Below are 14,470 nucleotides of genomic sequence, written 5' to 3' on the forward strand. Positions count from 1 at the left end.
ATTGTCATTATTAAATTTACATAATGGAGAAAATTATGGCTATAACTAAAGAAGACGTATTAGAATTTATCTCAGGACTTTCTGTTTTAGAACTTTCTGAGCTTGTTAAAGAATTTGAAGAAAAATTCGGTGTATCTGCTCAACCAGTAGCTGCTGCTGGTGGCGCTGCTGCTGGTGCTTCTGCTGAAGCACAAACTGAGTTTGATGTTATTATTACTGATGCTGGTGCTAAAAAAATCGGTGTTATTAAAGTTGTTCGTGCTCTTACAGGCTTAGGTCTTAAAGAGGCTAAAGACGCAACTGAAGCATTACCATCAACTATCAAAGAGGGTGTTGATAAAGAGACTGCAGAAGCTGCTAAAGCAGAGCTTGAAGCAGCAGGTGCAACAGTAGAAGTTAAATAATTTTTAACTAATCAGGGCATCTGCCCTGCATTTCTGGGCGCTTTTACGAAGAGATTTTTATCACTTCGTAAAAGTGCCCTTATGTCGTTTATAAGCACTGTAAAATGGGGCTCTTATAGAGAGCTCAAAATCTATCTAAGGACGCTTGGATACGATAAACCCAATCTAGGATTGGGTCCTAATAACAACTCATCGAGGTAGCCTATGTTAAACACTTTATACTCCGGAAATCGTCTTCGTGTAGACTTCTCTAAAACTCCTCAACAGATAGAAGTACCAAATTTATTACAACTTCAACAAAGTTCGTACAATAAATTTTTAATGCTAGATGATAAAGATAGATCAGATAGCGGTGTTGAGACAGTATTTCAGTCAGTTTTCCCAATTCATGACACTCAAAATAGACTTACTATAGAATATATTGGTTCAGAAGTTGGTAAACCTAAATATACAGTTAGAGAGTGCATGGAACGTGGTCTTACTTATGCTGTATCATTAAGAATGAAAACACGTCTTGTGCTTTGGGACAGAGATGAAAATACAAAAGAAAAATTAGGGGTTAAAGATATCAAAGAACAAAGTATTTTTGTTCGTGATATTCCGCTAATGACAGAAAGAACATCTTTTATTATTAATGGTGTTGAGAGGGTTGTTGTTAATCAACTTCACCGCTCACCTGGTGTAATTTTTAAAGAAGAAGAGTCTACTACTTCAGGAAATAAACTTATTTATACTGGACAGATTATTCCTGATCGCGGATCATGGTTGTATTTTGAGTATGACCCTAAAGATATTTTATATATGAGAATTAATAAGCGCCGTAAAGTTCCTGTAACTATTATGTTCCGTGCACTTGGTTACTCTAAACAAGATATTCTAAAACTGTTTTACCCTATTCAAACAATTAATATTGTAGATAATAAATTCTCAATGAGCTTCAATCCAAGTGATTATGGAACAAGATTGAGTTATGATTTAGTTGATACTAATGGTCAAATTCTAGTAGCATCTGGGAAAAGATTATCAGCTAACAAAGCACAAAAATTCCTTGATGACGGCCTTAAAGAAGTTGAATATCCACTTGAGATTTTACTTGATCGTAATATCGCTGAGCCTATTATTGATCCTGAAACAGGTGAAATTCTTTTTGACACTATGACTCGTATTGATGAGAGCAAACTTAAAAAGATGGCTGAATTAGGCGTAAGTAATTTTAAAATTGCGAATGACTTAGCTGAAGGTGTGGATGGTTCTATTATTAACGCATTTAATGCTGATGCTGATTCACTTAAATTACTAAAACAAACTGAAAATATTGAAGATGAGAATGATCTTTCTGCTATTCGTATTTATAAAGTTATGAGACCAGGAGAACCTGTAACCAAAGAGGCTGCTAAAACTTTTGTTAATCAACTTTTCTTTGATCCAGAGAGATATGACCTAACTAAAGTTGGTCGTATGAAAATGAATCATAAACTTGGTCTTACTATTCCTGAATATGTGACTGTTTTAACTCATGAAGATGTTATTGAGTCTGTAAAATATGTAATAAAAGTAAAAAATGGTCAAGGTCACATTGATGATAGAGATCACTTAGGTAATCGTCGTATTCGTTCTATTGGTGAACTTTTAGGAAATGAATTACATAATGGTTTAGTTAAAATGCAAAAAGCTATTCGTGACAAGTTGTCTACGATGAGTGGACCTATGTCTGAGCTAATGCCTCATGATTTAATTAACTCAAAAATGATAACTTCAACAATTATGGAGTTTTTCTCTGGTGGACAGCTTTCACAATTCATGGATCAAACCAATCCACTATCTGAAGTTACTCACAAGCGTCGTCTTTCTGCATTGGGAGAGGGTGGTTTAGTTAAAGAACGTGCTGGTTTTGAAGTTCGTGATGTTCATCCAACTCACTATGGGAGAATATGTCCAGTTGAGACTCCAGAGGGTCAAAATATTGGTCTTATCAATACTTTAGCAACTTACTCAAAAGTTAATGAGCATGGATTTATTGAAGCACCATATAAAGTAATGAAAGATGGCAAAGTGACATCTGAAATTATTTATCTGACTGCTACTCAAGAAGAGGGTAAAAAGATTGCTGCTGCATCAAATAAATATGATGAAGATGGTCAATTTATAGATACCTTAATTACAACAAGAATGGATGGTGAGATTTTACTTCGTCCATCTATTGAGTGTGAGTATGCTGACTTGTCATCAAGCATGGTTGTTGGTGTTGCAGCTTCTCTTATTCCATTCTTAGAGCATGATGATGCCAATCGTGCATTAATGGGTTCAAACATGCAACGCCAAGCTGTCCCACTTTTGAGACCACTTGCGCCTATTGTAGGAACAGGTGTTGAAAAGCTTGTTGCGAGAGACTCTTGGGAGTGTGTGAAAGCTAAACGTTCTGGTATTGTTGAAAAAGTGGATGGAAAACATATTTATGTTATGGGAGACGATGATGGAGAAATATATATAGATTACTACCCATTACAAAAAAATCTTCGTACTAACCAAAATACTTCTTTTGCTCAAAAACCAATTGTTAATGTTGGTGAAAGAGTTGAGAAAGACCAAATAATCGCAGATGGTCCAAATATGGATCAAGGTGAATTGGCACTTGGTGTTAATGCAATGGTTGCATTTATGCCTTGGAATGGTTATAACTTTGAGGATGCAATCGTAATCTCAGAGAGACTTATACGTAAGGATGCTTTTACATCTGTTCATATTTATGAAAAAGAAGTTGAAGCGAGAGAGCTTAAGCATGGGGTAGAAGAGATTACTCGTGATATTCCAAATGTTAGAGATGATGAGTTGTCTCACTTGGATGAAAGCGGTATTGTTAAAATAGGTACATCAGTTTCTGGCGGTATGATTTTAGTTGGTAAAGTTTCTCCAAAAGGGGAAGTTAAACCAACTCCAGAAGAGCGTCTTCTTCGTGCAATTTTTGGTGAAAAAGCTGGTCATGTTATAAATAAGTCACTTTACTGCCCTCCAAGTATGGAAGGTGTTGTTGTTGATGTTAAAATCTTTACAAAAAAAGGTTACGACAAAGATCCTCGTGCACTAGAGCTTGAAAAAGAAGAGCGTGACTACTTAGAGCGTGAACACTATGATAGACTGCTTATGATAGACAAAGAGGAAATGTTAAGAGTTACTAAACTTTTAACTAAAGAGGCTTTAGTTTCTGATATTAAAATAGGTGATACTGATTACAAAGCTGGAGATATTATCAATGGTAATGATTTAGTTGAAGTAAACCGCTTTGCTATGAATGCAATTATTAAGTCATTCAGCGAAGCGATTCAGGATGAGTATAATAAAACTAAAAACTATTTTCAAAAAGAGAAAAGACTTTTCCGTGATGAACATGAAGAGAAACTGACTATTTTAGAAAAAGATGACATTTTACCTAATGGTGTTGTTAAGTATGTAAAAGTTTATATAGCTACTAAGCGTCAACTAAAAGTTGGTGATAAAATGGCTGGTCGTCACGGAAATAAAGGTATTGTTTCAATAATCGTACCAGAAGTTGATATGCCGTATATGGAAGATGGAAGAAGTGTTGATGTTTGTCTAAATCCACTTGGTGTTCCTTCTCGTATGAATATTGGTCAAATCTTAGAGATGCACTTAGGTATGGCAGGACGTGAGCTTGGTAACCAGATTTTAGAACAGTTTGAGACTAAACAAAAAGATTTTATACAAAATCTTCGCTCAAAAATGATATCTATTGCTGATATTGCCGGTATGATGAACGCTGTTAAAGTTATCGGCGAGATGAGTGATGAGAAATTTCTAAAATATGCTCGTGACTGGTCAAATGGTGTAAGATTTGCAACTCCGATTTTCGAAGGTGTTAATGTTGCCGAATTTGAAAAATTGTTTGAACTGGCTAAAATGGATAGTGATGGTAAAGTTGTACTTTATAATGGCTTGACGGGAGAGAAGATAAAAGAGCGTGTTAATGTAGGTTACATGTATATTCTTAAACTTCATCACCTTGTTGATGAGAAAATTCATGCTCGTTCAACTGGACCATACTCTTTAGTAACTCAACAGCCAGTTGGTGGTAAAGCACTATTTGGTGGACAGAGATTTGGAGAGATGGAAGTTTGGGCTCTTGAAGCCTATGGAGCTTCTGCAGTTTTAAAAGAGATGTTAACTATTAAGTCTGATGATGTTGATGGCCGTGTTCGTGCATATAAGGCAATCACTAAAGGTGAATTAGTGCCACCTTCTGGTATTCCAGAGACACTATTTGTATTAACCAAAGAGCTTCAATCATTAGCTCTTGATGTAGAATTATTTGACGAGGTTGAAGACGATGAGTAAATTAGTACCAATAGAAGTAACTGAAGATAAAAGACCAAAAGATATTAAGCAGCTACAATTTCGCCTAGCTTCTCCAGAGAAAGTTATGTCTTGGAGTCATGGTGAAGTAAAAAAGCCGGAAACTATTAACTATCGTACGCTTAAGCCTGAACGTGATGGTCTATTTTGTGCTAAAATATTTGGTCCTGTAAGAGATTATGAGTGTCTTTGTGGTAAATACAAAAAGATGCGCTATAAAGGTGTAGTCTGTGAGAAATGTGGTGTTGAAGTAACAAGCACTAAGGTTCGTCGTATCCGTATGGGTCACATTGAACTTGTTACACCAGTAGCTCACATTTGGTATGTTAGTTCATTACCTTCAAGAATTGGTACTCTTCTCGGTATTAAAATGAAAGACCTTGAGCGTGTACTTTATTATGAAGCATATATCGTTGAGTCTGGTGGAGAAGCATACTATGATGCTGAAGCAAAAACACCAGTTTTAAAATATGATGTTTTAAATGAAGAGCAATACCGTACTTTAGTTCAGAGATTTGGTGAATTAGGCTTTGCTGCTCGTATGGGTGGAGAAGTAATCCGTGATTTACTTGATTCAATTGACTTAGTTGATGCATTTACACAACTTAAAGAAGATATTGAACTTACAAAAAGTGAAGCTAAAAGAAAAACTATTGCTAAAAGATTGAAAGTTATTGAGTCATTTTTAAATTCTGGAAATAATCCTGCTTGGATGATGTTAACAGTTTTACCTGTTCTTCCACCAGATTTAAGACCTCTTGTTTCTCTAGATGGCGGTAAATTTGCTGTTTCAGATGTAAATGACTTATATAGAAGAGTTATTAACCGTAACCAAAGACTTAAGCGTTTAGTTGAACTTGAAGCTCCTGAAATCATTGTTAGAAATGAAAAAAGAATGCTTCAAGAGGCAGTTGATGCTCTTTTTGATAATGGTCGTCGCGCTAATGCTGTAAAAGGTGCTAACAAGCGTCCACTTAAATCATTAAGTGAAATTATTAAAGGTAAGCAAGGACGTTTCCGTCAAAATTTACTTGGTAAGCGTGTTGACTTTTCTGGCCGTTCTGTAATTGTTGTTGGTCCAAATCTTCGTATGGATGAGTGTGGTTTACCTAAAAAAATGGCTTTAGAGCTGTTTAAGCCACATTTGATTGCTAAGCTTGAAGACAAAGGTTATGCTACAACAGTAAAAGCTGCAAAAAACATGATTGAAGAGAAAACGAATGAAGTTTGGGAGTGTCTGGCAGAGATTGTTGATGGTTATCCTGTACTTCTTAACCGTGCACCAACACTTCATAAGCTATCGATTCAAGCGTTTCACCCAAAACTGATTGATGGTAAAGCAATTCAGCTTCATCCATTGGTTTGTGCTGCGTTCAATGCCGATTTCGATGGGGATCAGATGGCTGTGCATGTGCCTTTGAGCTCTGCAGCTATAGCAGAGGCAAAAGTTCTAATGCTTGCATCTATGAATATCTTACTTCCAGCATCTGGTAAGGCGATAGCTACACCATCTCAAGATATGGTTCTTGGTATTTACTATATAACATTAGAAAAAAATGGTGTTAAAGGTTCAAATAAACTTTTTGCAAATGTAGATGAGATTAGAATTGCTATTGAGCATGATGCACTTGATATACATGCAAAAATCAGAACACGTGTTGATGGAAGAATCATTCATACAACAGCTGGTCGTATGCTTCTTAAAGCTGTATTGCCTAAGTTTGTTCCAATTGAACTTTGGAATAGAGTTATGAAGAAAAAAGCTATTAATGAAACTGTTGATTATGTTCAAAAACATGGTGGAATAGGCATAACAGCAACATTCCTTGATAATCTTAAAGATTTAGGTTTTAAGCATGCAACAGAATCTGGAGTATCAATATCAATAGCTGATATTATTATTCCTGAAACTAAGACTGCTAAAATAACTGAATCTAAAAACAGAGTTATTGAAATTCAAAAACAGTATGAAGCTGGTCTTTTAACAGAACAAGAGAGATATAATAAAATTATTGATGTTTGGACAGATACAAACAATACTCTTGCAACTCAGATGATGGACTTGGTTCAAACAGATAAGGATGGATTCAATTCTATTCATATGATGGCAGATTCTGGTGCTCGTGGTTCAGCTGCACAAATTCGTCAGTTAGCCGGTATGCGTGGTCTTATGGCTAAACCAAGTGGCGATATTATTGAAACACCAATTATCTCAAACTTTAAAGAGGGTCTGAATGTAATTGAGTATTTTATTTCAACTCACGGTGCTAGAAAAGGTCTTGCCGATACAGCGCTTAAAACAGCAAATGCGGGTTATTTGACTCGTAAGCTAGTTGATGTTGCTCAAAATGTTAAGATTGTAGAACACGACTGTCACACTCATGAAGGTATTGAAATTTCAGATATATCTGACCAAAATACATTAATTGAGTCTTTAGAAGATAGACTAAATGGTAGAGTTTTGGCTGATGATGTCATTGACCCTATAAGCAATGAAATTCTTTTTGCAGAGGGAACTTTACTTGATGAAATTTCTGCGCAAGTAATCTCAGAAGCTGGTATAAAAACAGCACACATCAGAACACCTACTACATGTAAAAGTAAACAGGGAATCTGTGCTCTATGTTATGGTGTTAACCTAGCAACAGGTCATATTGTCCGTACTGGTGAGGCTGTTGGTATTGTTGCTGCTCAATCTATTGGTGAACCTGGTACTCAGCTTACACTTAGAACATTCCACGTTGGTGGAACTGCGAGTTCAACTGCTCAAGAGAGACAAGTTGTAGCTACAAAAGAGGGTTTTATACGTTATTATAATGTTAAAACTTACTCTTCTAAAGAAGGGAAAAATATAGTTGCAAATCGTAGAAATGCAGCTGTACTATTAGTTGAACCAAAAATTAAAGCTCCTTTTGCTGGAAAGTTAAATATTCAAACTATTCATGATGAAGTTATTATCAGTATAGCATCTAAAAGTGATACTGTTAGATACTCACTTCGTAAAAATGAAATAGCTAAGCCAAACGAACTTGCTGGTGTAGGTGGACAGATTGAGGGCAAATACTACTTCCCATATGAAAATGGTTCTGAGGTAGCTGAAGCTGAATCTATTGTTGAAACAATTAAAGATGGGTGGAATGTCCCAAGTCGCGTTCCGTATGCTTCAGAATTATTAGTAAAAGATGGCGCACCAGTTACTCAAAAAATATTGGCTAAAGAAGTAGGTACTGTTAAGTACTTTTTACTTAAAGGTGACTTTCTTGAGAGATTTGAAGGTCTTGAAGCAGGTTATGAAGTAGTTGAAAAAGGTCTTTTTGCAACTGTTGTTGATGTAAATAACCGTGAAGCTGTAAGACATTATGTAGCTAGAGGATCTGTTATTGTAGCTTCTGATGATGCTGCTGTTGACTCAACTACACTTATTGCTAAACCAAAGAGTGATGAATCAACTGTAATTGCTGAGTGGGATCCATACTCTAACCCAGTTATCTCTGAGACAAATGGTGTAGTTAAATTTGAAGATATCATAGTTGGAACAACAGCTAGTGAGCAATATGATGAACTTACAGGTAAAACACGTTTAATGATAAACGATCACTTATCTGCTGAGTATAAACCGACAATCGTACTTGCTAGTGAAGATGGTGAGCTTTTGAGATATCAAATTGAATCAAAATCATCTATATATGTAGAAGATGGTGCAACAGTAAAAGTAGCAGATATAATTGCAAAAACACCAAAAGCACTTCAAAAATCTAGCGATATCACAGGGGGTCTTCCTCGTGTATCTGAACTTTTTGAAGGACGTCGTCCAAAGGCTACTGCACTTATTTCTGAAATAGATGGAACAGTAAGTTTTGGTAAACTACTTCGTGGAAAAGTTAGAATCATTGTTAGCAGTGACAACGGGATTATAAAAGAGTACTTTGTAGACAAATCACATGTAGCAGTTGTTGCATCAGGTGACTTTGTGCATGCTGGTGAGAGACTTACTTCTGGTATTATTTCTTCACATGAACTACTTCGTATTATGGGTGTTAAAGCACTTTATAACTATTTAGTAAGTGAAGTACAGCAAGTTTACCGTTCTCAAGGGGTTAATATTGCTGATAAGCATATTGAAGTAATCTTTACTCAAATGCTTAGACAAATTAAGATTGTTAAATCTGGAGATACTAAATTTATTGAAGGAGATTTAGTGTCAAAAGCTAAATTTGCACTTGAGAATGAAAAAATCACTAGACTTGGTGGTCGTCCAGCTATAGCAGAACCGTTTTTGGTTGGTATTACTCGTGCAGCTGTTTCAGCTGATAGTATAATATCCGCTGCATCATTCCAAGATACTACAAAAGTATTAACTGAAGCTGCAGTCTCTGCAAAAATTGATGATCTTAATGATCTTAAAGAGAATGTTATTATTGGTAGAACTATACCAGTTGGAACAGGTATCTATAAAAATCAAGAGATCATGTTTCATAATGATGAAGCATAATATAATTTAAACTTTCTTTGCTGTAACTACGCTAAGCGTAGTTACTAATATTCCTCCTTTGAAACCTAAATCTAAATTCACACTTAAAATAAGCTTACTTTAATTACTCTTTATGTATTATCACGTGTCTATAATTCTCTGAAATTTAGAGAATTAAATTCTACTGGAAAAATAAAGTAAAGGAATTGTATGCCTACAATCAATCAATTGATTCGCAATGAGCGTAAACGTGTGATTAAAAAATCAAAATCACCAGCTCTTGTATCATGTCCACAGCGTCGTGGTGTTTGTACTCGTGTTTACACAACAACACCAAAAAAACCTAACTCAGCTTTAAGAAAAGTTGCAAAAGTTCGTTTAACTTCAGGTTTTGAAGTTATTTCTTATATCGGTGGTGAGGGTCATAACCTTCAAGAGCACTCAATCGTTCTTGTTCGTGGTGGTCGTATTAAAGATTTACCTGGTGTTAAATATCATATCGTACGTGGTGCACTAGATACTGCAGGTGTTGCTAATCGTAAGGTTGCTCGTTCTAAATATGGAACAAAGCGTCCTAAAAAATAATTTTTTATTATTTTTTAGAAACAACTATTAATTAATATGCAAACTAGTTTCTATTTAGAAACAGTGCTAAAAGTGAATAGCTGAGAATATTCAAAAATAGCTACAGGATAAATTTTAAGTAGTTTATTTTGAGTAAATTTGAAAAAATTGAAGAAGGAATTCTAAATGAGAAGAAGAAAAGCTCCCGTTCGTGAAATTATGCCAGATCCAGTTTATGGAAGCAAAATTTTAACGAAGTTTATAAATAAAGTTATGTTTGATGGTAAAAAATCAACAGCTGAAAAAATCATTTACAGTGCAATGGATATCGTTAGCTCTCGCGGTGAGAAAACAGGTATTGATACTTTTAATGATGCTATTGAAAATATCAAACCAATTATTGAAGTTAAAAGTCGCCGTGTTGGTGGTGCTACTTATCAAGTTCCAGTAGAAGTACGCCCGGTACGTCAACTTTCTCTAGCTATAAGATGGTTAATTGATGCTTCTCGTAAGAGAAACGAAAGAACTATGGCTGAGAGATTAGCAAATGAATTAATGGATGCATCATCTGATAAAGGTAATGCATTTAAGAAAAAAGAAGATACTTACCGTATGGCTGAAGCAAATAAAGCATTTGCTCACTATCGCTGGTAATCTTTTCATACTTAAGCGGAGTCTCCTAACCATAAAGGTTGGGAATCCTCAATGACCTCTTTTACAAATAGACAAAGTCTATTTATGAAAGAGGTCCAACTCTATAAATAAATCACTTTAAGGCATTATAAAAATGGCAAGATCACATAAATTAGAAGACGTAAGAAATATCGGTATTGCTGCTCATATTGATGCAGGTAAAACTACAGCAACAGAAAGAATCCTATTTTACACAGGGGTTGAGCATAAAATAGGTGAAGTACATGATGGTGCTGCAACCATGGACTGGATGGAGCAAGAACAAGAGCGTGGTATTACAATTACTTCTGCTGCTACTACATGTGAGTGGGAAGGTAAGCAGATCAATATTATTGATACTCCGGGTCACGTTGACTTCACTATTGAAGTTGAGCGTTCTATGCGTGTTCTTGATGGTGCTGTTTCAGTATTCTGTGCTGTTGGTGGTGTTCAGCCACAATCAGAAACAGTTTGGAGACAAAGAAACCGTTATAAAGTCCCATCAATTGTTTTTGTTAACAAAATGGATAGAACAGGTGCAGACTTTTATGAAGTTGAAAGCCAAATTCGTGATAGACTAAAAGGTAATCCGGTTCCTATTCAAATACCAATTGGTGCTGAAGCTGAATTTGACGGTGTTATTGACCTTGTTAAAATGAAAGCAATAGTATGGGATAAAGATGCAGCAATGGGTTCTAACTACCATGTTGAAGAGATTCCTGCTGGATTACAAGACAAAGCTGATGAATATAGAGAAAAAATGCTTGAATCTTTAGCTGATGTTGAAGGTAATGACGAATTTGCAGAAAAATTCTTAGATGGTGAAGAGATTTCAGAAGAAGAAGTTGCAGCGGCTATAAAAGCAGCTACACTTGGTATGGCAATTGTTCCTATGACTTGTGGTACTGCATTTAAAAACAAAGGTATTCAAACTTTACTTGATGCAGTTTGTGCTTACCTTCCAGCTCCAACAGAGTGTGCACCTATTACTGGTACGATGATGGACGATGAAGAAGTTCATGTAGAAGTTCCATCTACAAATGATGGTGATTTTGCAGCATTGGCATTTAAAATTATGACAGACCCATTTGTTGGAGTATTGACTTTTATCCGTGTTTACCGTGGTTCACTAGAATCAGGTTCATTTGTTCATAATACTACTAAAGACAAAAAAGAGAGAATTGGTCGTATCGTAAAAATGCATGCTATCAAGCGTGAAGAAGTAAAAGAGATTTACGCTGGTGAAATCGGTGCGGTTGTTGGTCTTAAAGCAACTACTACTGGTGATACTTTAGCTGTCGGTCAACAAGTTGTATTAGAGAGAATGGATTTCCCTGAACCAGTTATCTCTGTTGCTGTTGAGCCAAAAACTAAAGCTGACCAGGAAAAAATGGGTATCGCACTAAGTAAGCTTGCTGCTGAAGATCCTTCTTTCAGAGTTGCTACAGACGAAGAGACTGGTCAAACTATTATTTCAGGAATGGGTGAGTTACACCTTGAAATCCTTGTTGATAGAATGAGAAGAGAATTTTCTGTTGAAGCTGAAGTTGGTGCTCCACAGGTTTCTTACCGTGAGTCAATTAAAGACGAAGTAGAGCAAGAATACAAGTATGCTAAGCAATCTGGTGGTCGTGGTGCATTCGGTCATGTTTATCTTAGAATCAAGCCAGGTGCTGCAGCAACTGGTTTTGTTTTCAATAATGAAATCAAAGGTGGGGCAATTCCAAAAGAGTTTATTCCTGCAGTTGAAAAAGGTTGTAAAGAAACAATGAGCAATGGTGTACTTGCTGGTTACCCAATGGAAGATATTGAAATTACTTTGTATGATGGTTCATACCATGATGTGGATTCAAATGAAATGGCATTTAAACTTGCTGCTTCAATGGGTTTCAAAGAGGGTTGTCGTAAAGCTAGACCATCTATCTTAGAGCCAATGATGAAAGTTGAAGTTGAAGTTCCAGAAGACTATATGGGTGATGTAATCGGTGACCTTAACCGTCGTCGTGGGCAAGTAAGCAATATGAGCGACCGCTCAGGTAACAAAATTGTTGATGCATTTGTTCCACTTGCTGAAATGTTTGGTTATTCAACGGACCTTCGTTCTGCTACTCAAGGACGCGCAACATACTCTATGGAATTTGATCATTATGAAGAAGTTCCAAGAAATGTATCTGAAGAGATTCAGAAAAAGAGAAACGGCTAAGCTAAAACATTAATACTCCATTTATGGAGTATTGTCTTTCCCTACAAACAAATCAAAATTTGACGATATTACCTAGAGTTGATTTTTGATTCTGTTTTTCAAATACAGCAGGTATTTGATTACTAATCTTACAAATCCTAGAGCAAAGTAAACCGTTGATGTCCAAAGTAGAGGGTGTAAATAGTTCTCTTTCTCAACCATTATGTCAATTCTCTTTAGCGGAGAGGTAAGTAGGTCTGGGTGCTGTAACAATGCCAAGACTATCAGTATTATTGAGAAATATAAAAGTTCAATTTTTATTTTTTTAATCATACTATTATTATATCTTCTATAGTTAAAAAAATAAAAAAAAATTAGGTGTGATTATGAATAAATTAGTAATTTTAGCTCTTTTTGCAACAGTATTATTTGCTCAAAGCAAGATTTCTTTAGAGAACCCGACTATATACTCTACAATAGGCGATATAGTGTATGATAATGCAGAACCAATACAAAAGTTGAAAACCGTACCGGAGTTTTCTCTAATAGAAAGAAAAATAGACAAATATATTAAAAAAGTTGAAGAAACTAAGAAAAAAGGCTTTGAAATAGAGTCTGGGAATATAAAAATAGATAAGTATGAGTATCTAAAAACTTTAAGAGAATTGTTTAAACAAAACAATAGTTATGTAAGAGAAGTAGAAGTAAAACTTAAACAATCAATTAAAGATGAAAATAGTGAGCTTTTTATAATAATAATTAACTCAGAGCTTATAAATATTAAGAAGCATGAGAAAGATATCTTAGATTACTACCTTAAGCACAGTGAAGAGATAGAAGAAGAGGGAATAATAAAAACTATTTTAGATAAAAATAAAAAACAAAAAAAAGAGAAAAATGTAAAACAAGGGCTGACTAAAAAGCAAATTGAAAATGCTAAAATTAAAAGATTAAGAAAAAAAGACAGAATTGAGAAAGAAACATTAGAAAAGTTGCTTGATGATAATGCTATACAAACAAAGCATGAGATTCGTGAAAACCAAAGAAAAGAACTGGGAGACGATTAAGTCTATGAACTATATCCATTTATAGTCCTGATTGATTTCGGGCTTACCTTGAAGGGTTAGATATGGTTTGTAGTGTGATTTGTATGAAAGAGACGGGCACTCTTTAACATAATAGCCTAAATAAATCCACTTTTTTTTATATTTTTTTGCAAGTAGTATTTGGTTATATAGAGATAACTTCCCCAAAGAATATTTTATATAATCTGGGTCATAGTAAAAGTATATAGAAGAAATTCCATCGTTCAAAATATCTATTAAATCAACACCAATTAGTTTATCTTCATCATAATATAAAACTTCATAACCAAAGTCATTATGTGCATCTACAAATGAGCCATAGTAAGCTTCTGGAGTTGACTGTGAATATTCCCAACCTTTTTTATCTTTCATACTTATGTGATATTTCTCAAATAGTTTTAGATGAGCTCTGCTTAGAGTTGGTCTTTGTATATAACTTTTAATATGTGAAGCTTTTTTTATGACTCTTCTTTGTGATTTTGAAAACTCAAAATTATCTACATCTATTTTTACACTTTTACACTCATCACATGTAGAACAAATCGGTCTAAAAAACATCTTCCCAAATCGTCTATAGCCACGTTCTATAAAATCTTGGCATTCTTGCGTGGAACACTCTTCTATTACTTTATAATAAGTTGTTTGGTGCTTATTTTGCAAATATGAACATTTGTCATCTGTAAGAAACTCTTTAAGTATATTCATATGCGAAGTTTGACATAAT

General features: G+C 35.0%; 9 protein-coding genes. 7 read left to right on the forward strand and 2 right to left on the reverse strand.

What is annotated here, in order from left to right; genetic code table 11:
* The first annotated feature begins 35 nt into the window (after window positions 1-35).
* The 6 genes from rplL (at window position 36) to fusA (ending at window position 12,682) form a co-directional block, all read left to right on the forward strand.
* The gene (gene rplL / locus HUE87_RS01515) at window positions 36-404 is read left to right on the forward strand and encodes a 50S ribosomal protein L7/L12 (protein WP_194366992.1); all 369 of its coding nucleotides are present in this window, start codon (window positions 36-38) and stop codon (window positions 402-404) included.
* Between the two features lie 204 nt (window positions 405-608).
* Window positions 609-4,754: a DNA-directed RNA polymerase subunit beta gene (gene rpoB, locus HUE87_RS01520; protein WP_194366993.1), complete on the forward strand. Its 4,146-nt coding sequence runs from the start codon at window positions 609-611 to the stop codon at window positions 4,752-4,754.
* Entirely contained in the window at window positions 4,747-9,264 is a 4,518-nt protein-coding gene (gene rpoC / locus HUE87_RS01525) for a DNA-directed RNA polymerase subunit beta' (protein WP_194366994.1), read from the forward strand. Before rpoB ends, rpoC begins: the two co-directional genes overlap by 8 nt.
* 189 nt (window positions 9,265-9,453) lie before the next feature.
* Window positions 9,454-9,828 carry a 30S ribosomal protein S12 gene (rpsL, locus tag HUE87_RS01530; protein ID WP_194366995.1) on the forward strand — a complete coding sequence of 125 codons (375 nt, stop codon included), beginning with the start codon at window positions 9,454-9,456 and terminating at the stop codon, window positions 9,826-9,828.
* A gap of 165 nt (window positions 9,829-9,993) precedes the next feature.
* On the forward strand, window positions 9,994-10,461 hold the full coding sequence (gene rpsG, locus HUE87_RS01535) for a 30S ribosomal protein S7 (protein ID WP_194366996.1): 468 nt from the start codon (window positions 9,994-9,996) through the stop codon (window positions 10,459-10,461).
* A gap of 133 nt (window positions 10,462-10,594) precedes the next feature.
* Window positions 10,595-12,682 carry an elongation factor G gene (gene fusA / locus HUE87_RS01540; protein ID WP_194366997.1) on the forward strand — a complete coding sequence of 696 codons (2,088 nt, stop codon included), beginning with the start codon at window positions 10,595-10,597 and terminating at the stop codon, window positions 12,680-12,682.
* 72 nt (window positions 12,683-12,754) lie between these two features.
* Here fusA and HUE87_RS01545 read toward each other — a convergent pair whose 3' ends face one another.
* A complete protein-coding gene (locus HUE87_RS01545) occupies window positions 12,755-12,994 on the reverse strand; it encodes a hypothetical protein (RefSeq protein ID WP_194366998.1) in 240 nt (79 codons plus the stop codon).
* A gap of 53 nt (window positions 12,995-13,047) precedes the next feature.
* Here HUE87_RS01545 and HUE87_RS01550 point away from each other — a divergent pair, with 53 nt between their 5' ends.
* Entirely contained in the window at window positions 13,048-13,728 is a 681-nt protein-coding gene (locus tag HUE87_RS01550; protein ID WP_194366999.1) for a hypothetical protein, read from the forward strand.
* Window positions 13,729-13,737: 9 nt separating this feature from the next.
* On the opposite strand, the gene HUE87_RS01555 is transcribed toward HUE87_RS01550, so the two are convergent.
* Window positions 13,738-14,451 carry an arginyltransferase gene (locus HUE87_RS01555; protein ID WP_194367000.1) on the reverse strand — a complete coding sequence of 238 codons (714 nt, stop codon included), beginning with the start codon at window positions 14,449-14,451 and terminating at the stop codon, window positions 13,738-13,740.
* Window positions 14,452-14,470 lie beyond the last annotated feature (19 nt).

Origin of the sequence: Candidatus Sulfurimonas marisnigri, assembly GCF_015265475.1 — a bacterium.
GTDB classification, from domain to species: domain Bacteria; phylum Campylobacterota; class Campylobacteria; order Campylobacterales; family Sulfurimonadaceae; genus Sulfurimonas; species Sulfurimonas marisnigri.